At 70.5% G+C, this 24,346-nt stretch carries 18 protein-coding genes; 9 read left to right on the top strand and 9 right to left on the bottom strand.

What is annotated here, in order from left to right:
- The first annotated feature begins 363 nt into the window (after nucleotides 1-363).
- A complete protein-coding gene (locus ACSHXN_RS46295; protein ID WP_438306961.1) occupies nucleotides 364-2,586 on the top strand; it encodes an MMPL family transporter in 2,223 nt (740 codons plus the stop codon).
- 596 nt (nucleotides 2,587-3,182) lie between these two features.
- Nucleotides 3,183-5,030: a glycoside hydrolase family 15 protein gene (locus ACSHXN_RS46290; protein WP_438306960.1), complete on the top strand. Its 1,848-nt coding sequence runs from the start codon at nucleotides 3,183-3,185 to the stop codon at nucleotides 5,028-5,030.
- A gap of 67 nt (nucleotides 5,031-5,097) precedes the next feature.
- On the opposite strand, the gene ACSHXN_RS46285 is transcribed toward ACSHXN_RS46290, so the two are convergent.
- The 3 genes from ACSHXN_RS46285 to ACSHXN_RS46275 all read right to left on the bottom strand — a co-directional run bounded on the left by ACSHXN_RS46285 (nucleotide 5,098) and on the right by ACSHXN_RS46275 (nucleotide 8,840).
- The gene (locus ACSHXN_RS46285) at nucleotides 5,098-6,330 is read right to left on the bottom strand and encodes a serine hydrolase domain-containing protein (RefSeq protein WP_438306959.1); all 1,233 of its coding nucleotides are present in this window, start codon (nucleotides 6,328-6,330) and stop codon (nucleotides 5,098-5,100) included.
- Nucleotides 6,264-6,968: an OsmC family protein gene (locus ACSHXN_RS46280; protein ID WP_438306958.1), complete on the bottom strand. Its 705-nt coding sequence runs from the start codon at nucleotides 6,966-6,968 to the stop codon at nucleotides 6,264-6,266. Before ACSHXN_RS46280 ends, ACSHXN_RS46285 begins: the two co-directional genes overlap by 67 nt.
- A gap of 510 nt (nucleotides 6,969-7,478) precedes the next feature.
- Nucleotides 7,479-8,840, bottom strand: a complete 1,362-nt coding sequence (locus tag ACSHXN_RS46275; protein WP_438306957.1) for a serine hydrolase domain-containing protein — start codon at nucleotides 8,838-8,840, stop codon at nucleotides 7,479-7,481.
- Nucleotides 8,841-9,597: 757 nt separating this feature from the next.
- Between ACSHXN_RS46275 and ACSHXN_RS46270 the strand changes: the two genes are divergently transcribed.
- From ACSHXN_RS46270 to ACSHXN_RS46240, 7 genes are all read left to right on the top strand, one after another.
- Nucleotides 9,598-13,023: a S8 family peptidase gene (locus ACSHXN_RS46270; RefSeq protein WP_438306955.1), complete on the top strand. Its 3,426-nt coding sequence runs from the start codon at nucleotides 9,598-9,600 to the stop codon at nucleotides 13,021-13,023.
- 312 nt (nucleotides 13,024-13,335) lie between these two features.
- Nucleotides 13,336-14,340: a winged helix-turn-helix transcriptional regulator gene (locus tag ACSHXN_RS46265; RefSeq protein WP_438306954.1), complete on the top strand. Its 1,005-nt coding sequence runs from the start codon at nucleotides 13,336-13,338 to the stop codon at nucleotides 14,338-14,340.
- A 226-nt stretch (nucleotides 14,341-14,566) separates the two neighbouring features.
- The gene (locus tag ACSHXN_RS46260; RefSeq protein ID WP_438306953.1) at nucleotides 14,567-15,592 is read left to right on the top strand and encodes a GlxA family transcriptional regulator; all 1,026 of its coding nucleotides are present in this window, start codon (nucleotides 14,567-14,569) and stop codon (nucleotides 15,590-15,592) included.
- Between the two features lie 113 nt (nucleotides 15,593-15,705).
- Nucleotides 15,706-16,719, top strand: coding sequence for a GlxA family transcriptional regulator (locus ACSHXN_RS46255; RefSeq protein ID WP_438306952.1), 1,014 nt, complete (start codon nucleotides 15,706-15,708; stop codon nucleotides 16,717-16,719).
- Nucleotides 16,720-16,958: 239 nt separating this feature from the next.
- On the top strand, nucleotides 16,959-18,143 hold the full coding sequence (locus ACSHXN_RS46250; RefSeq protein WP_438306951.1) for a sensor histidine kinase: 1,185 nt from the start codon (nucleotides 16,959-16,961) through the stop codon (nucleotides 18,141-18,143).
- On the top strand, nucleotides 18,143-18,808 hold the full coding sequence (locus tag ACSHXN_RS46245) for a response regulator (protein WP_438306950.1): 666 nt from the start codon (nucleotides 18,143-18,145) through the stop codon (nucleotides 18,806-18,808). The genes ACSHXN_RS46250 and ACSHXN_RS46245 overlap by 1 nt, the downstream gene beginning before the upstream one ends.
- Before the next feature lie 189 nt (nucleotides 18,809-18,997).
- Complete coding sequence (locus ACSHXN_RS46240; protein WP_438306949.1) at nucleotides 18,998-19,444, top strand: STAS domain-containing protein; 447 nt, start codon at nucleotides 18,998-19,000, stop codon at nucleotides 19,442-19,444.
- Nucleotides 19,445-19,714: 270 nt separating this feature from the next.
- Here ACSHXN_RS46240 and ACSHXN_RS46235 read toward each other — a convergent pair whose 3' ends face one another.
- From ACSHXN_RS46235 to ACSHXN_RS46210, 6 genes are all read right to left on the bottom strand, one after another.
- Entirely contained in the window at nucleotides 19,715-20,158 is a 444-nt protein-coding gene (locus ACSHXN_RS46235) for an ATP-binding protein (RefSeq protein ID WP_438306993.1), read from the bottom strand.
- A 250-nt stretch (nucleotides 20,159-20,408) separates the two neighbouring features.
- Nucleotides 20,409-21,224 carry an MIP/aquaporin family protein gene (locus ACSHXN_RS46230; protein ID WP_438306948.1) on the bottom strand — a complete coding sequence of 272 codons (816 nt, stop codon included), beginning with the start codon at nucleotides 21,222-21,224 and terminating at the stop codon, nucleotides 20,409-20,411.
- Between the two features lie 77 nt (nucleotides 21,225-21,301).
- Nucleotides 21,302-22,162 carry a patatin-like phospholipase family protein gene (locus ACSHXN_RS46225; RefSeq protein WP_438306947.1) on the bottom strand — a complete coding sequence of 287 codons (861 nt, stop codon included), beginning with the start codon at nucleotides 22,160-22,162 and terminating at the stop codon, nucleotides 21,302-21,304.
- Nucleotides 22,162-23,154 (bottom strand): alpha/beta hydrolase, encoded by a 993-nt coding sequence (locus ACSHXN_RS46220; protein WP_359457101.1) that lies wholly within the window; start codon nucleotides 23,152-23,154, stop codon nucleotides 22,162-22,164. The genes ACSHXN_RS46225 and ACSHXN_RS46220 overlap by 1 nt, the downstream gene beginning before the upstream one ends.
- A 28-nt stretch (nucleotides 23,155-23,182) precedes the next feature.
- Entirely contained in the window at nucleotides 23,183-23,857 is a 675-nt protein-coding gene (locus tag ACSHXN_RS46215; RefSeq protein WP_438306946.1) for a histidine phosphatase family protein, read from the bottom strand.
- Nucleotides 23,858-23,934: 77 nt separating this feature from the next.
- Complete coding sequence (locus tag ACSHXN_RS46210) at nucleotides 23,935-24,345, bottom strand: OsmC family protein (protein ID WP_438306945.1); 411 nt, start codon at nucleotides 24,343-24,345, stop codon at nucleotides 23,935-23,937.
- Nucleotide 24,346 lies beyond the last annotated feature (1 nt).

Genomic DNA, 24,346 nt, shown 5'->3' with positions numbered 1-24,346 from the left:
CCGCGAAGTCGTTTGCGACGCGCACAGACCGGACGCACAGCGGGTGACGAACCGGCCCCGTGGACGTCGAGTCCGTCCCACGACGTATGCCGACCTGGAAGGCGCTGAAGGCCTCACGATCGCCTATGCGATCGTCGGGTGCCAGGGGACCGAACCGATGCTGATCGGGCGCGCCGGGCACGGAGTGGGGGAGAGGTTGTCGGTTGGGGGATGACCTGCAGCGCGGCTCATCCTTTGGGCTGAGGCGGTAGTTCGCCTGGAGTGCGGATGGCGCCCACTTGGGGTGGCTGAAGACTGGATGGGTGCCTTGACCTGGGCATTTTCCCTTCTTGAGCAGCACGATTTCGAGTGGAGCGCGGTCGCGTGGCTACCTTCCTTTACAGACTGGGCAGATTCGCCTTCCGGCACCGGTTCGGTGTGGCCGTTGCGTGGCTGGTGCTCCTGGTTGCGGCCGGTGTCGCGGCGTCCACGGCGGCCCCTGCCGTCCCGAGTTCGTTTGCGCTGCCGGGGACGGAGGCACAGCGGGCGGTGGATGTGCTGAAGGAGCGCTTTCCCGGTATGGACGTGGAGAGCGCGTCGGCGCGGGTGGTGTTTCGGGCACCGGCCGGGCACCGGGTGACCGAGCCGGCGAACCGGGCGCGGATCGAGGCGACGGTTGCTGCGCTGAAGACGAGTTCCCCGCAAGTGGCATCCGTCGCCGACCCGTTTGTCGCCCACACGGTCAGCAGGGACCGTACGACTGCGTATGCGCCGGTCGCCTACAAGGCCGAGGCGGTGACGTTGAGCGAGCAGACCAAGACGTCCCTGGTGCACACGGTGGATAAGGCCCGCGGCGGGGGACTGACCGTCGAAGTGGGCGGCAGCGCCGCGCAGGCGGGAGACGGGGGCTCCGGCATGGAGGTGGTGGGCATGGCGATCGCCGCGGTGGTCCTCGTGATCACCTTCGGGTCGCTGGTCGCCGCCGGCCTGCCCCTGGTCACCGCCCTGCTGGGCGTGGGCATCGGCGTCTCTGCGATCAGCGTCCTGGCCAACCCCCTGGATCTGGGCGATCAGACGTCCACGTTGGCGTTGATGCTCGGCTTGGCGGTCGGTGTCGACTACGCCCTGTTCATCGTCACCCGCTACCGGACCGAACTGGCCGAGGGCCGTGAGCGGGAGGAGGCGGCCGGCCGGGCCGTTGCCACGGCCGGCTCGGCGGTCGTCTTCGCCGGTTTGACGGTGGTGATCGCTTTGGCGGGCCTGTCGGTGGTGGGTCTGCCGGTGCTGACGAAGATGGGCCTGGCCGCGGCGGGAACGGTCGCCCTGGCCGTGGTGGTCGCCCTGACCCTGCTGCCGGCGCTGCTGGCAATGGCGGGCAAGCGGATCGTGGGGCGCCGTGCCTGTAAGAGGCCGGCGGGCAGAGCATCCGGAAAACCGACCGTGGGGGCGCGCTGGGCGCGTTTCGTGCTGCGGCGGCCGCTGACGGTGATGGCGGTGTCGGTGATCGGCTTGGGTGTGCTGGCCGTACCGGCGGCTTCATTGAAGCTGGGGGTGCCCGATGAGGGGGCCATGGCGACAAACACCACTCAGCGTAAGGCGTATGACATGCTGTCGGCCGGGTTCGGCCCGGGTATCAACGGCCCTTTGACGGTCGTGGTCGACGCCAAGGGCGGCAAGGACGCCACCCGCGCCGCCCGGAAGGTCACCTCGACGGTGAGGGAACTTCCTGGGGTTGCGGCGGTCGGTCCCGCCGCCTTCAACGCGGCGCACGACACCGCGGTCGTGACCGTGGTGCCGAGCACCAAGCCGGGCAGCGTGCAGACGGAGAACCTGGTGCGCGCCATCCGCGCCTCCAGTGCCGACCTGCAGCACGTCACGGGTGCCCGCACCATGGTGACGGGACTGACCGGTATGAAGGTCGACTTCTCCCGGAAGGTCACCGGCGCGCTGCTGCCCTATCTGGGGATCACGGTCGGTCTGGCGTTCGTGCTGCTGATGCTGGTGTTCCGGTCCGTGCTGGTCCCGCTCAAGGCCGCCGCGGGTTTCCTGCTGTCGATCGGGGCCTCGCTCGGAGCGCTCGTCGCGGTCTTCCAGTGGGGGTGGCTGGCAGACGTCCTCGGCGTCGACCAGAAGGGGCCGATCACAAGCACCATGCCGATCCTCATGGTCGGCATCGTCTTCGGACTCGCCATGGACTACGAGGTCTTCCTCGTCACGCGGATGCGTGAGGCATACGCGGCGGGGCAGAGTCCGCATGAGGCGATCGTGACCGGTTTCCGTCACGGGGGACGCGTGGTGAGTGCGGCGGCGGCCATCATGACGGCCGTCTTCGGCAGCTTCATCGCCTCGGGCGATCAGTCGATGAAGATGGTCGGTCTCGGGCTCGCGGTCGCCGTCCTGCTGGACGCCTTCGTCGTTCGCATGGCGATTGTGCCGGCCGTTCTGGCCCTTTTGGGCCGGGCGGCCTGGTGGCTGCCGAAGTGGGTTGGCGCCCTCTTGCCGGACATCGACGTCGAGGGAGAAAGGCTGCACCGCACCGGCGGCGCCCTCACTTCTGCCGCGCATGCCCGGCAGAAGGATGCCGGAGGCGACCGGGTACGCCTGTGAGCAAAGGACGCCAATGGCCCGCAGGGCACGGCATTGCTCGCCGTCTTCGGGAGGCACCTGCTGTACGTCCTCCGCGTCTCGGCGGCGGTGCTGGGGGTCGTCTGTCAGGGCTTCCGTGGCTACTCGGACCGGCCCTGGGCTTGTGCGGCCTGGGTGGCCTCGACGACGGCCGCCCTGTTCCCGTTGCTGCTGTCCGTCCTCCTGGCCTGTGAGGGGGCCGTCATTTGCCGCTGGACACCACCTCGACGCCGACCTCTCCGCAGTCAGCGGCAGCGGCTCGAGCGAGAGATCCGGCAGCTGCGGCTGACGACCCCCTGAACAACCCGGTCGTCGGTGACCGACTCCGTTGACGGCACATGTGCATGTCACAGGCTCCTGGAGGAGGAGAGCGGCCTCAGTGTGAGGCAAGGCTTTCGGAGAACGGGCAGGCGGTCTTCCCCGCTGACGACACCGGGCGCGTGTAGCCGGTCGCCGGCTCCTGATCCCCGGCCCGGTACCGGGCCGCCGCCCCCGATGCATCCCCTTTCCACGGCCCTGACACGGAGCCCGTGGCGCACCGTGCTGCCTGCTGTGCGGGTCGGCGAGACGATGGGGAGGTGACCGGCACGAGCGACCGTCCCATCTCGGACTATGCGCTGCTCTCCGACTGCCAGACCGCGGCGCTGGTCAGTCTGGATGGGTCCATCGACTGGTTGTGCTTTCCGTATTTCGACTCCCGGGCGGTCTTTGCCCGGCTTTTGGGGGCTCAGGCGGGTCACTGGTCCATCCGCCCCGCCGGCCCCTACACCGCCAGCCGGCACTACCTCGAGCGCAGCCTGGTGCTGCGCACGCAGTTCCATACCCCCACCGCCGTCGTGAATATCACCGACGCGCTCGCCACAGGGTGGAACGAACGCGGCCATCACCTGGGCGAACATGCTCCGCATCTGCTGCTGCGGGTGGTGGAATGCACCGACGGTCGTACGGACATGGAGATGGAGTTCGCGCCGCGCCCCGAATACGGGCTGGTCAGACCGCTGCTCCTGCCCGTGGAGGGCGGACTGCGCTGCCACGGAGGCCCTGACACACTGGGCCTGTGCTGCCCGCTGCCTCTACAGATCGACGAGATGGCCCGCGCCCGATTCCGTCTTGAGGCCAGCCAGAGCCTGGCCTTCGCCCTGCGGCAGGTGCCCGCCGGCAGCCACCCCACGCTGATCCGGCAGGAGGAGATCGCCGCGCACCTTGAGGACACCGTCGGCGGCTGGCGCTCCTGGTCCGAGCTGCACCAGTCCTACCAGGGTCCGTGGGAGGAGCTGGTCCGTCACAGCGGGCGCATCCTGCAGGGTCTGACGTTCCAGCCGACCGGCGCGATCGTCGCCGCCCCCACCACCTCCCTGCCCGAATGCGTCGGCGGCGTCCGCAACTGGGACTACCGCTTCACCTGGGTGAGGGACGCTTCCTTCACCCTGGATGCCCTGTGGGTGGCCGCCTGCCCCGACGAGGCGGAGGCCTTCTTTCGGTGGATGGCCCAGGCCGGCGCCAGCGACACCGCCCACTGCGAGTCCATGCAGATCATGTTCGGTATCCGCGGCGAACGCGACCTGAGCGAGCAGGAACTGCCCCGCCTGCCCGGCTGGCGCGGTAGCCGCCCGGTCCGTATCGGCAACGGTGCCTGGCAGCAGCGGCAGCTGGATGTCTACGGCGAGCTGCTGGCGGCCGCCCACCGCCTGCGGGAGGATCTTGCCGCGCTGGACGCCCCCACCAAGGCTTTCCTCGCCGCCTGCGCGGATATGGCCGCCGCCTGCTGGGGCCAGCCCGACCAGGGCATCTGGGAGGTCCGCAGCGGCCCGCAGCACTTCGTCTACTCCAAGCTCATGTGCTGGGTCGCCGTCGACCGCGCCCTGGTACTCGCCGACGCCCTTGACGCCCGCGCCCGCATCCCCGCATGGACGCGTGCCCGCGACCAGATCCGCGCGGCGATCGAGGATCACGGCTGGAGCCAGAAGGCCGGTGCCTACACCCAGGCGTTCGGCACCGAGGTACTGGACGCCTCCGTCCTGATGATGCCGATCGTGGGCTTCCTGCCCGCCACCGCACCCCGCATGCGCGCCACCATCGACGCTGTCCGCGACCGGCTCACCAGCAAGGACGGCCTCGTCTACCGCTACCTGAGCGCTGATGACGGCCTGCCCGGCGAAGAAGGCACCTTCCTGCTGTGCACCTTCTGGCTGGCCCAGGCCCTGGCCCTGGCCGGCGAGAGCCGAGCGGCCCGCCAGGTCTTCGAACGAGCCGCGCGCTGCGCCAACGACGTGGGGCTGCTTGCCGAGGAAGTCGACCCGGCAAGCGGTGAACTGCTCGGTAACTTCCCGCAGGCCTTCAGCCACATCGGTCTGGTCAACGCCGCCTGGGCCGTCCACCAGGCCGAGACCGGCGCTGAGTTGCCGCTGTGTCACCGGCCCGACTGAACCTTGAGCTGTCCTGCGGTGGTGTACCCGGCCCGGCGGGCACACCACCGGGGCGCCGTGTGACCGACTAGGAGGTGGGGATGTCGTAGACGTTCTTCGGGGTCACGATGCCGGTGACCGCCTTGGCGAACTTCGTGGTCAGCGACTTGCCGTTGACAGTGATGTCGCTGGTGGTGTGCACCACGAGCGTGGCCTTGGCCTTGGGTAGATGGACCATCACCGTCTGGTAGCCGGGCAGTGATCCGTTGTGCCCGATCCACCCGTTGATGTCGAATATGCCCAGGCCGTAGCTGAGGCCCTTGCGACCCGTCGGCAGCATCTTCAGCCGTTCGGCCTGGGTCGCCCTGGACAGCAGGGTCCCTTCGGCAAGGGTAGACGCCCAGGACCGCAGATCGTGCAGGTTCGAGATCATCACCCCGGACGCGCGGCCCGGCGGAGCCCAGTTCGTCGCGTCCGTGATCGAGCCGTCGTTCGACGCCTGGTCGGTGTACCCGTGGGCGTGGGGGGCGGGGAATTCGGCGCCCTTGGGCATGAAGGTGTGCTTCAGGTGGGCCGGCTTGAGCACATGCTGGGTCAGGTAGCGGTCGAAGGGCTGCCGGGTCACCTTCTCCACCACCATTGACAAAAGAATGGTGTTGGTGTTGCTGTACTGGTACTGGCTGCCCGCAGGGAAGGCGACCGGGTGCTTGAAGGCGTAGGCCAGCAGCTCCTTGTTGGTGAACGTGCGGCTGGTGTCGGCCAGAAAGGCCTTGGCGAAGTCGTCGTCGTACAGTGCGTTGAACAGGCCGCTGCGCATCTCCGCGAGGTGGCGCAGCGTGATGTGATGGCCGTTCGGGACACCCCGAACGTACTTGGAGATCGGATCGTCCAGACTCACCTGCTTGTGGTCGACCAGACGCAGCAGTGCGGTGACTGTGAAGGTCTTGGTGACGCTGCCGATGCGCATGTTGAAGTGGGGGGACATCGGCTGCTTCGTCGCCGTGTCGGCGGTGCCGAAAGCCTTGACGTAGCTGCCCTTGCCCGGCGCCCACAGGCCCACCGTCACACCGGGCGTGTGCGTGGTCTTCAGGACGCGCTGGACGGCGCGGTCGAGCTGAGCGCGGACCTGCGGCGTCAGCGTCCTCATCGTCGGCTGCCTCGAGACGCTCCTGTGCGTCGGGGACGCATCGCCGGTGAAGGCCTGGGCCCCTGCACCGGTCGCCACCACCGTGCCGGCGGCCAGCGCCGCCCCGATCACGGCGAGCGTGCGACGTCGGGTGAGGGGTCGAGTGCGGTCGCCGGTCGATGAACTGTGCGGCATGGTGCGCCCTTTCGACGTGCGGGCGGGCCCCTTGCGGCCCGTCCGGCTTGGTTTCCATCGTGGTTGCGTCCGGCCTTTCGTTCCTCTGCCGCACGAGCGGTTTCCGTGCTCCGCCGCAGGAATGAGACACCCGCCGGCCTCACCCCTCTCGTTACCCGGCAGGGTCCCCCCAACGGCAGGTGCCCCGACCCGATACGGGCCGGGGCACCTGCCAGTGCAGGGCTCTCAGGCAGCGCCCAGGGACGGCGCGCCGTGGTGCGGGTGTGCACGGGCACCGAGGCATTGAGCATGCGTTGGATGGGGCAGTGCTCGGCGATGGTGGCCAGCCGGCTGATCTGCTCGGCGTTCAAGTCACCGATGATCTCGACATCCTTGAGGATCTGCCCGAGCGGCCCGATCCCATGGGCTATGCGGACATCGACCTTGATGCCGGCCAGAGGCCAGCCCCTGCGTTCGGCGTACAGGCGTACCGTCATCGAGGTACACGCGCCGAGGCCGGCCAGGAGCAGCTGAACGGGGGTGGCGCCGGTGTCGGTGCCGATCGGGTCGGGTTCATCGCTGGTCAGCCGGTGGGGGCCGATGCCGATCGTCCGAGCCAGGTGCCCGCTTTCGCGGACGGTGACAGTCCGTTCAGGCATGGCATGCCTCCTCATCTACTTCTGTACGGCCGGGCCGCATCCGCGGCCGGCACGGCGCCGCGGCATGGGCCGGCGCCGCGACGGGGCGCTCATGCGGGACAAGTGCAGCGACAGTCGGCACGGCCCGGGAGGATCACTGATGGCCACAGCCCGTTGGTGATGGCGCCGTTGGAATCGGTCAGGTGCCGCCCTGGCGGGCGGGCGGGCGGCCTGGCCGGTGCTGAATGCGACGGTCGGCCAAGCGCCTCGCGGACGTGAAGGTGTGCCGCGGTGGCATCCGCCGGGTCGGCACGGTGACCTGGGTCGGCCCGGTCCTGAAGGCAGCACGAAGGTCACCGCGGTCGGCCCGTTGGACGTGAGGACCGGCAGTCCGCCTACGGGACGACGGTCCAGGCCAGCGCCGCGGTCGGCCGTCGCTCGATGACCCGACCCCCACACGGCAGTGTGGGAGACGCGCTGGCAACACCGGCACGGTGAACAAGCTCGCGGTGCTCCACGTGTCGTTCGATGTCAGGACGTGGTCGGTTGTTCCGCGGAGCGGTAGGTCCTTGGGCCGTCTATCCGGCCGTTGTGGCTGCTCATGGTGCGCGGCTTTTGGTGGTGTTCACTGTGGGAAGGGAAGTGGCCCCTGTCATGCGGGTTATTAACGCAGAGTGTGTGGTGTGCGGTGGTGAGCCAGGCGGAGACCTGGCCGGCATTCCAGGTGTCCGTGTCGGCGTTGGTGGCCAGCACCAGTTGTCGGGTGCCGTCGGTGCTGGTGAAGGCGTTGGTCTGGGTTCCCAGGACGTTCCCGGTGTGACCCCACATGGTGACGCCGCACAGCCGCACTTTTTCCAGGCCCAGTCCGTAGCCCTTGGTCGGATCGGCGGGATCGACCTTGTAGGGACCGAGCTTCATCATCTCGTTCAGCTGGGCCTTGGGCAGGAGCTTGCCGGTGAGCAGGGCTCGGTCGAAGCGGGCCAGATCGTTGACGGTCGAGGTCAGTGCGCCCGCCGCCCAGGTGGTGGAGGGGCTGATGGCGGAGGTGATGTCCCGGGGTGCGCGGCCGGGTTGGCCCAGGAGGTAGCCGTGCGCGGCCGGCTCGGGGATCTTCAGGGAGCGGACGGGGAGCTGGGTGTCGCGCAGCCCGAGGGGTTGGATGATCCGGTGATTGAGTGCCTGCTTGTAGGAGTGGTGGGTGATCTTTTCGATGATCAGGCCCAGCAGGAAGTAGTTGGTGTTGGAGTAGGAGAACTTCGTGCCGGGCTTGAACAGCGGTGCATGGGCGTTCGCCAACGCCACCAGCCGACGCGGTGATCGGTAGTATCCGGCGTCGCCATGCAAGTAGGGGGCGGCGAAGGCTGGGTCCTGCTCGAAGGGGTAGAGCCCGCTGGTGTGGTTGAGCAACTGGCGCACGGTGATGTGGTCGCCGCCTTTGATGATGTTCGGCAGGAGCTGCTGCACGGTGTCGTCCAGGCCGAGGCGGCCTTCGGCCACCAACTGCAGTACCAGGGTGGCGGTGAACACCTTGGTGTTGCTGCCGATGCGCAGATGGTCTGCGGTGCTCATGGGCCGCTTGGTGGCCAGGTCGGCGTAGCCGGCCGCGGCCATCGCGGTGCGGCCGTGGTCTTGGACGAGGGCGACCGCTCCGGGCAGACCCGCCCTGGTCAGCTGGCGGACGGCCTGCCGGACGGCATGGTCACCAGCCCAGGGGCGGCCCGGTGATGTGTGCGAGGTCGCTGCGGGGGCGGGGGCCGTGTGATGGCCGGCGGCGAAAGCGGTGGCGCCGGGGGCAAGGACGGCTGCGGCCGCGCCCGCGGCGCACAGCGGGGCGGCGACCCACCTGCCGCGTCGGCGTGTCGGGCGCGCGGGAGTGGTGGCGTCACGGGTCATGAAAATGGCTCCCAGGAGGCAGGTTCTTTTCCGCATCGGCGGATCGGTGTGTCACCAGCCTGCGTGCGGCCGGGGTGAAAGACGTCCGCTCCTCGGACCACCCTTGGGCTCCGCCCTGTGGGGGAGAGGAGCATGCTGCTCCGTCCGCCGGCCGAGAACCGCCGCCACCCGGCGCAGACCCGCCGGCCATGGCTTGCGGGGCCAGGACGGCCGTGGCGGCGGACGTGAGCCGGTTCGGGCCGCAGCAGGGCATCGGGTGCGTCGAGGACCCCAGCAGTGCGTCGGGCCGTGCAGGCGGTAGCCGTGGAGGAGCACACGCCGACGATCGGTCGTCGATGTATACGCGGCGCAGTGGTGCGCTCGCCAAGTCACCAACAAAAAGCAGCGGCGGAAAGAGGCCGAGTGGCCACCGAATGGGCCGTCATTCCCTCTGATCGGGACATCGGTGCGGCCTCATGTCGTAACGAAAGGGGGGGTGTTCTTTTCCACGCGTTCCCGGCTCGGGCTCCCCGGCGTGGCATTCCCTCTCAGCCGTGGCATGTGGCCCCAGGGTCTGCCGAGCTGACGGCCTATCCGGGACGCGTGTGGCCACTTCCTGACGGTGACTCCTGTTCGCCATGCCAGGCCCTTTCGCGGGTGATCGGCGGCGTTGAAAGATGACGCCGCCCGGCAGGTGAATCCACGAAGTTCTGGGCCTGTGCCGGGACATGCGGCACAACTTTTGTCTGCCTGCTTGTGATCCAAGGAGTCAGTTCTGTTGAAACGTCTTCATATGGCCGCGGCGGCTGTCGTCGCCGCCGCTTCGCTGTGTATCACCGTCCTGCCCGCTCAGGCCGGTGCGGCGCCCGTCGCCTTGAAGGCCACCCGGCTGGGTGCGGGTGCCGCCACCACGGTGACGCTGATCACCGGTGACCGGGTCAAGGTCTCCACGGACGCCGATGGCCACCGGGCTGTTGCGGTGGAGCCCGCCGACATCCCCGGGCGTCATGTGGTGTTCAGCGCGTGGACCGGTCCCGGCGGCGACGTGCGGGTGGTGCCCAGCGACATGGCGCCGCTGCTGGGCTCGGTCCTGGACGAGCGGCTGTTCGATGTCGGTGAGCTCATGCGGGAGGGCTACGACGATGCGCACGCCTCGTCGCTGCCGCTGATCGTGCAGCACGCTTCGGGGGCGCGGGCTGCCGCGCTGAGCGGGGCCTGGGCGCGTACCGGTCGGGAGCTGAGCAGTATTCATGCCACCGCCGTCGGTGAGGTCCGTTCCAAGGCCGCCGCCGGTCTGGGAGCAGCCCTGGCGAAGGCCGGTCACGCCGCGCTGGCCGGCCACAAGGCCGCCGGCACGCTGGGTGGTGCGCTGGCCGGCGTCCGGCACGTGTGGCTGGACGGCAAGGTCAAGGCCGCCGGCCTCGACTGGAACCTTGAGAAGATCAACGCCCCGCAGGCGTGGTCGACCGGTGCCACCGGCAAGGGCGTGAAGGTCGCCGTCATCGACACCGGGATCGACACCACCCACCCCGACCTGGCCGACCAGGTGGACGCGTCGGTCAACTTCTCCGACGCGGCCGACACCGGTGACCACGTCGGCCACGGCACTCATGTGGCGGGCACCATCGCCGGTACCGGCGCCGCCTCCGGCGGGGCACGCAAGGGCGCCGCCTTTGGTGCCACGCTCTTGAACGTCAAGGTCCTGGACGACGACGGCCAGGGCATGGACTCCTCCGTCATCGCCGGCATGGAGTGGGCGGCCCAGCACGGAGCGAAGGTCGCCAACCTGAGTCTGGGCGGTGAGCCGACCGACGGCACCGACCCCGACAGCCTGGCCCTTGACCAGCTCACCGCCCAGTACGGCACCCTGTTCGTCGTCGCGGCCGGCAACAACGGCAAGCCCCACACCATCGCCACGCCCGGCGCGGCGGATGACGCGTTGACGGTGGCCGCCACCGACCGCGACGATGCCGTGGCCCGTTTCTCCTCCCGCGGCCCACGCATCGACGGCGCCTTCAAGCCCGACATCTCCGCCCCCGGGGACGGCATCGTCGAAGACCGCGCCGCGGGCACCTCGTTGGGCAGCCCGGTCGACCAGTACTACACCACCCTGTCCGGCACCTCCATGGCCACCCCGCACGTCGCGGGCGCGGCCGCCCTGCTGGCCCAGGAGCACCCCGACTACACACCGGCGCAACTGAAGTCCGTCCTGCAGTCCAGCTCCCACACCCTGGGCGGCCCGGCCCCGGGCGTGGTCTTCGGCTCCGACCAGGGCGCCGGCCGGCTGGACGCCGCCGCCGCGCTGGACCAGCAGGTCGTCCCCGACCGGGCGACCTTCGACTTCGGCCGCCTGCTGTGCGACAACACCAGTGCGATGACCCGGCAGGTCACCCTCACCAACACCGGCAAGGCAGACGCGTCGTTCGACCTGTCCTCCCAGCTGACCGCCCTGAGCAACCTGCAGGCGGCACCGGAGGGCATGGTGAAGCTGTCCGCAGACCACCTGACCGTTCCCGCCGGCGGATCCAAGACCCTCACCCTCACCCTCGACCCGAGCCAGACCCTTGAAGGCGAGTACTCCGGTCAGGTCGTGGCCACCCCCACCGGCGGCGGTGCACCCCTGCACCTGGCGATCGGCTTCGAGAAGTCCGACCTGTGCGCCCTGCACCTCTCGGCGCTCGGCCTGGACGGCAAGCCCGCCATCGCCTACGGCCCGGTGCTGGACCTGGACACCGACCGCCACACGGGCGTGAGTATGGCCGAGAGCGGGACGACGATGCTGCTGCCCAAGGGCAAGCATCTGGCCTTCGCCCTCAGCGTGGAGCAGATGCAGCCCGACGGGCGCCTGGCCGCCGCCGTGATGAACATCCCCGAGATCACGGTCACCCCCGGCAAGGACGTCGTGCTGGACATGCGGAAGACCTCGCCCGTCACGGCCGACATCCCCAGCCGGCACGTGGCGACGGCCACCACCTACGTGAACGCCAACCGCACCAGCGCCGACGGCGCCGGCCACATCGCGTTCTTCGACATGGCCACCGACGCCTCCACCGACATCGCCCTGTACGCCGGTCAGACCGCCGATCCCGTCGTCCACGGCACCCTGGACACCCAGCAGTACGTCCGGCTGGTGGACGCCGCGCACGCCACCGACCCCGCGCACGCCTCCCAGGTGTACGACCTGGCCTGGACCGGCCACTCCTTCCCCACCGACATGCACCACGTGCTCACGGACCGGGACGTGGAAAAGCTGGCCCGGGTGGACGCCGAGTACCGCAACCTCAACTACCCGCAGCAAAGCCGGGGCGACTTCGAGGGACGGCTGCCCTCCGCGAACGGCAAGCCGCTGTTCTTCCTGTGGCCCCCTCACCAGCAGATCGCCCTGCCCATCAAGCGGACCGAGTACGTCAGCCCCCACCTGGACTGGCAACGCTGGTACTTCCACAACTCCTCCAGCAACTGGGCGACCACCCAGCTGATGAGCATCTCGGCCCAGCACTACCGCACGGGTGAGCGCACGCACGAGGACCAGCTCGCCGGCCCGTTCACCACGGTCGGCACCGGCCGGCTGGACGCGCACGTCCTGGAGATGCTGGCCTGGGATTCGACCGACACCGCCGGCAACAGCCTGTGGAACGACAACCCCGCCGGAACGGAGCCGGGCTGGGGCAATGAGACCCGGGCGTGGCAGGACGGCCGGCTGGTCGCCGACTGGCACGACTACCAAGGCGGCTTCGACCTGCCCGCGCCGTCCACCCCGACCACCTGGAAGGTCCAGCGCGACATCACCACCCCCGGCAAGCTCACCAGCGGCAACGACACGCACACGGTGTGGACCTTCAAGACCAGGCCCGTCACCGACGGCGCCGTCTCGCTGCCTCTGCTCAACCTCGACTACCGCATCCCGCTGGACGAGAACAACCAGGCCCGGCCGGGCCACGCCCTGCCCCTGACGATCGCCGCGCACCGCCTGGCCGGCGCGCAGCCCAGCCGGATCACCTCGCTTGAGGTCACCTACTCCACCGACGGCGGAAAGACCTGGCACAAGCCGAACGGCGCGATGGAGGACGGCCGCTACCAGGGTGTCCTGCCGGGCAGCGCCCTGGCGGCCGGCCAAATGGTCGCCCTGCACGTCACCGCCCGGGACGCCGAGGGCGGCACCATCGACCAGACCCTGAACGAGGCGATCCTGACCGCCCGCTGATTCACCCGATGCACCACCACAGGCCGCATCCGGCCGGGACGAGCACACAAGCCCCGGCCGGATGCGGCGTATCCGCACGCGGCAGGCCCGGGAGAGACACGGGGCGGGCGGCCGCCCGGGCCGGGCCACGAGCCGACGCGCCCGAAGGGACGAGATGGCCCAGGATGAGGCAAGAGTGGCCACTGGTGCGGTTACCGAGCCGGCTGCGGCTCTGCCAGCCTTCACGGGTCCCGGGCAGCAGGCCGCACGAGACCAGGCCGAGCCGCCCGTCAAGGCGAACCGATGTGAAAGGCGAGCGTGCAGGTCAACGTGATGGATCAGGGGCCCGGCCAGGAGGCGGAACCCGTTCTTGCCCCGCTGGGCCTGTCACCGACCCAGGAGAGGATCTACCTGACACTGCTGGCGTTGGGCGGCGAGCACACCGAGCGGCTCGCCGACCTGCTGGACCTGCCGGCGCAGACCGCGGCAGCAGGCCTGGCCCACCTGGCGGCGCTCGGGCTGGTGGCCGGGCAGGACACGGCGACCGGCGGCCGGTACACGGCCGTGGCCCCCGATGTCGCGGTGGCGGCGGCGGTGATGCAGCGCCAAGCGGCCCTGCTGAAGGTCCAATCCCGCATCGACGCGCTGATGTACACCTACCGCAGCCGTGCGGACGGGGCCGGCCCGCCGGCCGAGCTCATCCACCCCGAAGAGATCCGGGAATGCTTCGTGCGCCTGCAGCGCACGGCCCGCCGGGAGGTGCTCACGTTCACCCGCCTGCCCTTCGCCCTGGCCCTGGAGAGCAACGACACAGAGCTGGAGATGCTCGCGCACGGCGTGCAGTACCGGGCCGTCTACGAGCGGGCCGTGCTGGCCCAGCCCGGCGCGCGGGAGCAGCTGCGCGGCTACCTGAACGCCGGTGAGCAGGCCCGCGCCGCGACGGTCCTGCCCGGCAAGTTCGTCATCGCCGACCGCCACCTCGCCATGATCACGGTCCGCAGCGACCAGCAGGAGCCGGTGTCCGGCTGCCTCCTGATCCGCACCGCAGGGCTCGTGGAGGCTCTGGCCGCCCTGTTCGAGCAGGTCTGGGACCGCTCGGTGCCGCTGCAGCTGCACGATAAGACCGCGCCCGAAGACGACACGCTTGCCACTGTCGGCGGCGACGACCTCGAGCTGCTCACGCTGATGCTGGCCGGCCTGCCCGACAAGGCCCTGGCCTCCCAACTGGGGCTGAGCGTGCGCACGGTCCACCGGCGCATCCGCCGTCTGATGTCCCTTACCGGCTGCACCACCCGCATGCAGCTGGGCTGGTACGCCGCCCGCGCCGGACTGCTGTGAGAGGGCCGGTGCACGGTGCGCACCCTGCACCGGCCCGCACCGGCGGGCCGGCCGCCCACTGAGCTGTGCTGTCGTCGTGAGCGCGGGGGCCACGCAGGAGCCGATCGCCCGATGTCCGCACACTGCCCGTCCGGGCCCCGGTGCGGGCCCCTCTGGCGGGCGATGGCCGGATGCGAGGGGTATCGGTCCTTGCCCCGCCGTAAGGCGGGACCCGACCCTGGCAGTCATGATCGCCTCGAACCGCCGGGCCGGCGCCGGCCCTCGCACCCACCTCGTCGTGATGGTCCTCTACGACGGGGTGCAGGCGCTGGACGTCACCGGGCCGCTGGACGTCCTGGCGGCCGCCAACGACCACGGGGGCCGCTACCGGGTGGTTGCCCTCTCGCCTGGCGGTAAGGAGGTGCGGACCACGTCCGGGTTGCGGCTTGCCGCCGACGGGGTGCTGGAGGACTGGTTGGGGCGGATCGGCACGCTCATGGTTCCCGGTAGCCCCCATTGGCACGTGCCCGTGGAAGACCATGGGCTGATCGGGGAGCTGACGCGGCTGGCCCGCTCGGCCGGTCGGGTGGCCTCCCTGTGTGCGGGGGCTTTCCCGCTGGCGGCCGCGGGTCTGCTCGACGGGTGCCGGGTGGCCACCCACTGGCGGCAGGCCGACCAGCTGGCCGCACGCTTCCCGTCGGTGCACGTGGACCGTGACGCGCTGTTCATCCGTGACGGACGGATCATCACCTCGGCGGGCGTGACGGCCGGCATCGACCTGACGCTGTCGCTGGTGGAGGAGGACCTGGGCCCGGAGGTGGCGCGTGCTGCGGCGAAGGACCTGGTGGTCTTCATGGCCCGGCCGGGAGGACAGTCCCAGTTCAGCGTCCGGCTGCGCGCACGGTATGGCCGCAGCGCCAGCGTGCGGGCGGTGCTGGACGCCGTGACGGCCGCTCCCCAGGCGGACCACAAACTGCCCGCGCTGGCGGCGCGCGCGGGGGTGAGCGTGCGCCACCTGACCCGGCTGATCCGCCAGGAGGCCGGCACCACGGCCGCCCGGTTCGTCGAGCAGATCCGCCTGGAAGCGGCGCAGGGCATGCTCGAATCGGGCACCGACCCCTTGGATGTGGTCGCCCGCCGCAGCGGACTGGGATCGGCGGAGACGCTGCGCCGTGTCTTCCAGCGCGAGCTCGGTGTTTCCCCGGGCGCCTACCGCGCACGCTTTCGCAGCACGCAGCCGGACTGCCCCATGGCCTCCGCCCACCGCTCCTGACTTGTTCAATCGATCCCAGACGCGCGGTTTGTGGCCGTAGCGTCGAGGGCGCCGGTCGGCACGGGCTTTTGACCGGCTTGTGGTGGTTGAGGCGGCAGGGGGAGGATTTCCCCATGGACGGCAGGAGCAGGCCGCACCGTCGGCCGCACCTCGTGGTGATGGTGCTCTTCGACTGCGTCCAGTTGCTGGATGTGACCGGGCCACTGGAGGTGTTCGCCGCCGCCAACGACCAGGGCGCTTGTTACCGGCTGCTGACCGCCTCCTGCGGGGGGCGGGAGGTGGTGACCACGGCGGGTGCGCGGCTGGCGGCGGATACGGCCCTGGAGGAGTTCACCGGCACCATCGACACCCTGATCATCCCCGGCCGCTCCGACTGGCGCCGGGCGGTGTCCGACACCCCCCTCATCGCGGGGATCAGCCGCCTGGCCGGATTCTCCCGCCGGGTGGCCTCGGTATGTGCGGGCGCGTTCCCGCTCGCGGCCACCGGGCTGCTCGACGGGCGCCGGGCGGCCACCCACTGGTGCCTGGCTGGTGAACTGGCCGAGTACTTCCCGCACGTTCAGGTCGACGCCGACTCGATCTTCGTGCGTGACGGGAAGGTCATCAGCTCCGCCGGTGTCACCTCCGGCATCGATCTGGCCCTGTCGCTGGTGGAGGAGGACTTCGGGCCCAAGGTGGCGCGTGCCGCGGCGAAGTACCTGGTGGTTTTCATGGCCCGTCCGGGCGGTCAGTCCCAGTTCAGCGCCCGCCAGGCCGCCCGGCAGCCCCGTCACCAGACGGTGCGGCAGGTGCTGGACGACGTCACCGCGGATCCCACCGCTGATCACGGCCTGGAGGCCGTGGCAGGGCGGGTCGGCGTGAGCGTGCGCCAGCTCACCCGGCTCTTTCGCGCCGAGGCCGGAATGACCGTGACCCGCTTTGTGGAGCAGATTCGCCTCGAAGCGGCACAAGGGCTGCTCGAGTCCGGTACCGACCCGCTGGACGTCGTCGCCCGGCGTTCGGGTTTCGGCTCCGAGGAAACCCTGCGCCGGGCCTTCCAGCGGGAACACGGCATCACCCCCGGCGCCTACCGGGCACGGTTCCGGACCACCCTTACCGCCCGGTCGGTTCTGGCCAAAGTCCGCTGACCGGCCACTGCTTTCATTCCGGCCACACATTCGGCCGTACTTACCGCTGAACGGGCCACGTCTTCCTTTTCGCGCCGGATTCGGAAATCCGTCGGAGTTCTTGCACGTTGCCGAATCCGTACCGCGATAAAGGGGCCGCTTTGGGAGCTGTCATCGGCAGACGTTTTTCTTTTGTGCGCGAGGCGTGCGGGCAGGGACATATCGATGCTCTCGCTCGGCGTCGGGTACCGCGTGCAGCGGTGGACCTCCTGCTCGCCCCGTTGCTTGCGGTGGCCGCTCTCGCGGAGGCCGTCGATCCCGCGCATCCCACCGGGCATGGCCTGGACGCGGTGGGTATCGCCTTGGCCGTGATGGTGGGAGCTCCCTTCGCGGTGCATCGCCGATGGCCGGGCGCCGCGCTGTGGGCCGTCGGTGCGGCAGCGGCCGCGCTCCAGGCCCGCCACTCCATCCCCGCCCCGGTTGCGGGCGGGGGCGCCACCATCGGCACGGTGCTGCTGGCTGTCGGGGTGGCGGTCTTCCTCACGACCGTTCGCCTCGGACGCTGGCCGACCTACTGGCTGCTGGCGGTCACGGCACTGGTGGCGGGCAGCACCGAAGTGCTGATCTCCTCCGCCGACAGCATCGGCTCGGCCCTCGCCGTGGAGGTCCTCGTGGTCGCCTCGTGGGCTTTGGGATGCCTGGTCAGGGCCCGTCGTGCCATAGCGGCAGAAGCGCTCGAGCATGCGGCCGCCCTGAAGCGGGAGCAGGTCGCGCTGGCCCGTACGGCCGTGGTGGAGGAGCGCGCCAGGATTGCCCGCGAACTGCACGACATCGTGGCCCACCATGTGAGCTTGATGATCGTGCAGGTCATCGCCGCTGACCGCGTCCAGACCACGGACCCGGCCAAGACCCGTGAGATGCACGCCGCCATCGAAGCGACCGGCCGTGCCACCGTCGCGGAGCTGCGGCGCCTGCTGGAACTGCTGCGCACAGAGGAGGACGAGGCGGTGGCGGGACGTTCGCCGCAGCCGGCCCTCGCCGACATCCCCCAACTGCTGGACTCCCTGCGCGAAGCCGGACTTCGCGTGGAGTCGACCCACACGGGCACGGCCCGCCAACTGCCGGCCGGCACCGAACTCACCGCTTACCGGGTCGTGCAGGAAGCGTTGACCAACACGCTCAAACACGCTGGGCACACCCATGCGGCCGTCACCTTCGACTGGCAGCCGCACTGCCTGACGCTCACGGTGTGCGACGACGGTCCGCTCGTGACCGCTGCGGCCCGGCCCGTGCCGCCCGGCGGCGGGCACGGCCTGGTGGGCATGCGCGAACGTGTCGCCGCCGTCGGCGGCAGCCTCCGCATCGGCCCACGTGCGCACGGCGGCTTCCTCGTGCGCGCCGACCTGCCCCTCACCCTGCCCGACAACGAAACGGCCTATCCCTGATGACTGCCACCCGCATCCTGCTCGTCGACGACCAGCCCATGATCCGCACCGGGCTCCGCCTTATTCTCGAAGCCGAATCCGATCTGATCGTGGTCGGTGAATCCGGCGACGGCCTGGCCGCGGTCGAGGACACCCGCAGCCTGCAACCGGACGTCGTTCTCATGGACATACGCATGCCCCGGCTGGACGGGGTGGAGGCGACCCGCCGTATTCTCCGGACCAAGTCGGCGACCCGGGTGATCATCCTGACCACCTTCGACCTGGATGAACACGTCCTGGACGCACTGCGCGCCGGGGCCAGTGGCTTCCTGGTCAAGGACGGCCCTGCCGACTCCCTCGTCGGAGCGATCCGCACGATCGCCTCAGGGGAGGCGGTCATCTCGCCGCGGGTGACCCGCCGGCTTCTGGAACGGTTCGCCGCACTTCCCGAACCGGTGCCTGCCCCGCCGAGCCTGGACGCCCTCACGGAACGGGAAATGGATGTGCTCCGGGCTCTGACCCGCGGCCTGTCCAACGCGGAGATCGCCGCCGAACTCTTCGTCAGCGAAGCCACGGTGAAGACCCATGTCGCCCACATCCTCGACAAGTACCATCTGCGCGACCGCGTTCAGGCTGTCATCCTCGCCTATGACACGGGACTTGCCCTGCCCTCCACCCGTCCCTAGAGCACAGCACCGGGGAGGAGGGCGCCTGTCGCTGTCATCCCCACGAATGATTTCCACCATCGCCACCTCGATGGATGCTCACGGACGCGGTGGGGCGCAGGCTGGATGCAGTCGACGGCTACGTTCCGTTGGCGGCAGCGAGCGCCGCGTCGGAGGCGGCCAGGAATCTCTTGAGGAAAGAAACACGTGATGACCACGAGCACGCTCGACCGTCCTGTCCTCGGCCCGATGATCTCCTGGCCGTGCCCGTCCGGTTTGCGCATCACCCTCCTTGTGGGATCCGGCTGCAGCATGCTCGTCCGCCTGAGCGGCGAACTGGACATCGCCACCGGCCCCGCGGTCAAGAGCGCACTCGACTTCTGCCTCAGCCTCGACCACAGCCACGGCGTGACCCTCGATGCGGCCGACCTCACCTTCATCGACGCGGCCGGTCTGCGCCCCCTGGTCCAGGCCCATGCGCTCAGCAGACGACGCGGCCAGTGGCTGCGCATCGCATCGGTGAGCACCGCGCTGCGCCGGGTGCTGGCCCTGACCCGGCACACCCACCGGCTCCTTGAGTGCACGGCAGCCGGGCGGGGCGACACCGACCAGGTTCTGCCCGGATCGCAGCCGCAGCGCGCCCCCCGGCTCCGGTGATGATGCGGCAGATCAAGGGGCGCAAGGGATGCAGTCCAACCCGTACGTGTATGACGACAACAGCAGGTTCATCGACGGCCCCCAAGCCGCCGTGACCGTGCGCGGCCGGGCCGACGTGCGGCGGTGTGGGCCTCACGCCGGGCCTTGAGGGCAGCCGTGGGACCGCGGCGGAGTCAGACAGCCGGCCTTGCCGACGACACCATCCCTCGTGCGGGCAAGGCCTCACTGTGTACGGAGGCGGCCGTCACCCCTGCCAGGTTCCTCTCATCGTCAGGCCCCGCCGGCGGTGGATCGCGCCCGTTTCCCGGCCGTCGTCACGCGCAGTACCGCGCCCACGCGCCATCCATCCGGCTCGCGGGTCACCTCGATCGTTTCGGCCAGTGCCCCGACGATGGCCAGGCCGCGTCCGTGCTCGACCAGTTCCTGCGGGATGACCAGCCGCTGCGCCGCCAAAGGAGCTCCGGAGTCCGTCACGCACATGTACAGCCAGTCTTCCTGCTGGAGGAGGCGGATGGTCATCTCCGCATGGCCGTAACGGACGGTGTTGGCGGCCAATTCACTGATGACCAGTGCGGCCGTGTCGAGAGCGTCCGCACTCACTCCCCACCGGGTGAGCAGGTCGGTGGTCCAGTGACGGGCGACGCTCACGCTGGCGGGTTCGGCGGGCAGCGCGACCACAGCTGCCCGAGCAGGATCCGACACAGGCGGCGTCATCCGGCGTACGGCGTCCACGGCCAATACGCTCTGGTGAGCTGCAGGATAGGGATAGCGCGGACGGGACAGCATGGCGATCTCCGAGGGTGCCTGCGCGGCGGAGGATCCGTCGACACATAGAGGCCAACCGGCTACGCCCGCACGGGCATGGCCGTGCTTTCGGACCTGTATCCCACCTTTTCGGTCCTGGCTTCGTCGCGGTGAGGCGAGAACGGCCGATGCCGAACTCGGCCGGCGCGCCCCCGCCCACTTATCGGGCCCGGTTTCGCACGGCGTCGTCACTCCCGCACAGTCGGTAGGTGCACGGTGCGGGGGCGCCCAGGCGCCGCTGGAACAGACAGTGAACCGTGGCCCCGAGCGACGCGCCGATCAGCGGGGCGGCCAGATAGACCCACAGCAGCTGGGTGCCACCGGACAGCAGCGCGGGACCCAACTGGCGTGCCGGGTTCGCCGAGCCCCCGCTCAGTTGCCCCAGCACGGTGATGATCAGGGCCGTCACCGTGCCGACGGCGTACGGCAGCCAGCGGCTGATCGCGGGGTGGGCCAGGAAGAACCCCACCATGAGCACCACGAGCGTGAGGCAGCCGGCCTCCGCAACCACCAGCGCGGTTGTGCTCCACGCCGGATTGGGGTGCACGGCGGCATAACGCAGTGAGGGCCGGGAGACCACCGGCCCCCAGCACAGCCGCCCCAGCGCGGTGCCTGCCACAGAACCCGCCAGTTGCGCGACCGCGTAGGCGGGCACGTAACGCCCGGGGAAGGCACCCATCAGCCACAGCGCGACGCTGATCGCGGGATTCATGTGGGCCCCGGAGCAACGCCCCGGCCGGGAGGTGATCAGCACCACGAGGACGATCCCGACCACCACCCCCACGATGGCCGTCGCCGCCCAGGCGCTGTCCACGGCGAGCGGCGAGTCCGGTGACGTCAGCCAGCGGGCAGCAGTGACCACGCAGTACAACAGGACGGACGTCAGTACGAACTCCCAGGCCGCGTCGGCGAGCCCGTGGAGCGGGCGGCGGTCCGAAGGCGCGGTGGCGGAGCCGGTGGCTTCTTCCCGGAGCACCTTTCGACGGTACGTCGCAGGGCGGCGGCACGGGCAGGGAGAGGATCGACCGACCGTCGGCCGGTCATGGCGTGCGGCTATCGGGCGGTGGCAGCGGGCCAGATCTTGCGCACGGTGCTGGTCAGCGCCTGCCCCTGGCGCCGGCCTTGGCGGGCGGAGGCGGGCCGCCGGGCGGGGTCCAGCGGATTGGGGCCGATCGCATACCGGGCGACGGTGTCGGGTGCGATGACCAGGACCTGGCTGTGCGTGCGCAGCAGTGGCACCTCGCCGGCCAGTCCCTCGGATGCGGGGTTGAGGCCGGGGCCGGTGTCGGGTGCGAGGACGACCACCACGTCATGGCCCAGGGCGAGGTCGGCGTTGGTCGCGGAGCGGACGCTGCCGTCGATGTAGCGGCGTCGGGCGACGGTGGCGGGCGGCCATATGCCGGGCACGGCGCAGCTGGCCGCCACGGCGGATGCCAGCGGGACGCCCGAGGTGCCGTCCCACACGGCAAGATCGCCCGTGTGTGCGTCGACCGCCGTGATGAGCAGCCGGCGTGCGGGCCAGGTGTCCACGGGCAGCCGGGCTCGGATGGTGCGCATCCGCTCTCTCTCCGAGACGGTGGGCGCCGCAAGGGCCATGGCACCGATCCGAGCCCTGATCTCCCGCTCGTCGTGGGCACCCTGTATCAGCCGGGTGAGGGTGGCCGCCGTGCCCTGCGGGTCGAAGTCGGCCTTCACCTCCTGGGCGGTGGCGGCGGGCACCAACTGGTCGGCGAGGAGGTAGTGAAGGCCGATGCCGCTGGTGGCCTGGACCGCCACGACCGATCCGGCCGAGGTGCCGACCACCAGGTCGGCGTCCGTAAGGTCCACCCCCGCTTCCTGCAGCGCCTGGAGCACTCCCAGCTCCCAGGCGATGCCCGTCACGCCGCCTCCGCCGAGTACCAGGGCCGTCGACATCAGCGGCCCCCCGCCTGGGAGTGGGGCGCGGCCAGAGCGTGCCGCAGTGCCTGTCCGGCCTGGTTGATCGCCGCCTGGGTGAGGGGAGAGGCCGCCAGTGCGTCCTGCGCGGTGAAGGAATGGATGGCCCCCAGGTAGCGGACCGCGACCGCGGAGACACCTGCCTGCGTGAGCTTGCGGGCGTAGGCCTCGCCCTCGTCGCGCAGCACGTCCGCCTCGGCCGTGATCACCAGGGCGGGCGGCAGCCCGGCCAGCTCAGCTGCGGTGGCCCGCAGTGGTGCGGCGGTCGGTTCGGTGCGCACCGAGTGGTCGGGCGCGTAGTGGTCCCAAAACCACCGCATCTGCGTGCGGGTGAGGAAGAAGCCGTCCGCGAACTGCTCGTAGGACGGCGTGTCGAAGCCGGCGTCCAGCGCCGGGTAGAACAGCACCTGCTGCAGCAGGTGGGGGCCGCCTCGGCGCTTGGCCAGCAGGGCGGCGGCGGTGGCCAGGTTGCCGCCCGCGCTGTCCCCGGCGATCGCCAGCCGGGACCCGTCCAAGCCCAGCTGCCGCCCGTGCTCGGCGATCCAGGCGGTGGCTGCGTAGACCTCTTCGAGCGCGACGGGATAGCGGGCCTCCGGTGAGCGGGTGTACTCCACGAACACCACGGCCACGCCGCCGGCGTGGGCCAGGTCGCGGGTGGTGCGGTCGTAGGAGAAGCGGTCGCCCAGCACCCAGCCGCCGCCGTGGACGTACATCACCGCCGGCAGCACGCCCGAGGAGCCTTCCGGCCGCACGATCCGCACCAGCACCGTGCCACGGCGCCCGATGGGCAGGTGCTGCTCGTGGACGTGGACGGGCTTGAGCACCGCCCGGGCGGCGCGCTGGCCCGCCAGAGCGCCGGCCCGGGCCATGGGGGGCGACTGGCTTTCCGGCGGCGGCGCATCGGCCGCGGCCAGCTGCGCCAGGAAACGCCTGGCATGCGGATCCAGGTCTACGGGCGGGTGGGTGTCCAACGGTTTCTCCATGAGGGGCGCAGGGGCGTCAGGGGCGATGCATCGCGGTGTCGGGGGCGTGATGCTGCGGCGGCGCTGCCGTGGGGTGGGCGGGCAGACGGTCGTCGAAGGACGGGTTGAAGTTCCAGCCCAGCAGGCTGGGCCGCCCGTCGTAGTGGGCCAGACGGCCGAGAGAAGCGGTGCGCAGCACCAGGTGCGCCCCGGCCGCGGCAGACAGGCCGAGCCAGCGGGCGGTCATCAACCGGATGAGGTTGCCGTGCGAGACGAGGACGACGGGTCTGCCGCCCGCCGCGAGGCGGCGGGCACAGTCGAGCACACAGTCCGCCCGGGCGGTCACCTCCGGCAGGCATTCGCCCGTGCACGCCCTCGTGTGCAGGGCGGCATCCCAGATGTCGTGGTGGCACGGTCCGCTCCCGCAGCGCTCGTCCACGGTGTGCCCGTCGGGCAGCTGGTAGCTCCACTCCCGCAGGTCGGGGTTGATGTCCACGCTCAGGCCCGCCAGAGCCGCGGTGCGGCGGGCCCGCAGCGCCGGACTGCACAGCACGTGGGCGTCCCGGTAGGCCTGAAGATGCGGCCGGAGCAAGCCGGCCTCGCGCTTGCCCGCGGCGGTCAGGTCGGGATCGTCGTGCCCGGTGTAGTAGCGGCGGGAGCGGTTCCAGGCCGTCTCCGCGTGCCGGACGAGAATGATCTGCTGCTGGGGCATCTGCCACCATGCCTTTCTCGCGGCCCCGGCGCCCGCCGGCCCGGGAAGGCCGATCGGTGCCGGGGCCGTCTTGCTTGCTAGGGGCCGGTGACGTCCGCGACCGGCTGCTCGACCTGCACCGTGCCCAGGGGCGGCGGGGCGCTCAGCAGCCGGTGGACCGGGCAGCGTTGGGCCACGGCCATGAGCCTGCCTTGCTGCGTGTCGTTCAGGCCGTCCAGAAGGATCTCCCGGACGACGGCCGGCTCGCCGTCCTGCTCCAGCCGCAACCGGACCTGCACATCGCGCAGTGGCCAGGTGTGACGGTCGGCGTACATCCGCACGGTCACAGAGGTGCAGGCGCCCAACGCCGCGAGCAGCACCTCGATGGGGTCGGGCCCCGTGTCGTTGCCGGCGGGGGCGGGTTCGTCGGCGATCAGACGGTGGGGCCCGACGGTGATGAGGCGGGCGAGGTCTGTCGGCTCGGTGACGTGCACCGCGCGGTGGGTCATC

This window comes from Streptomyces sp. HUAS TT11 (genome assembly GCF_051553595.1).
Classification (GTDB): domain Bacteria; phylum Actinomycetota; class Actinomycetes; order Streptomycetales; family Streptomycetaceae; genus Streptomyces.
This window is presented reverse-complemented; position numbering and strand designations above follow the sequence as displayed.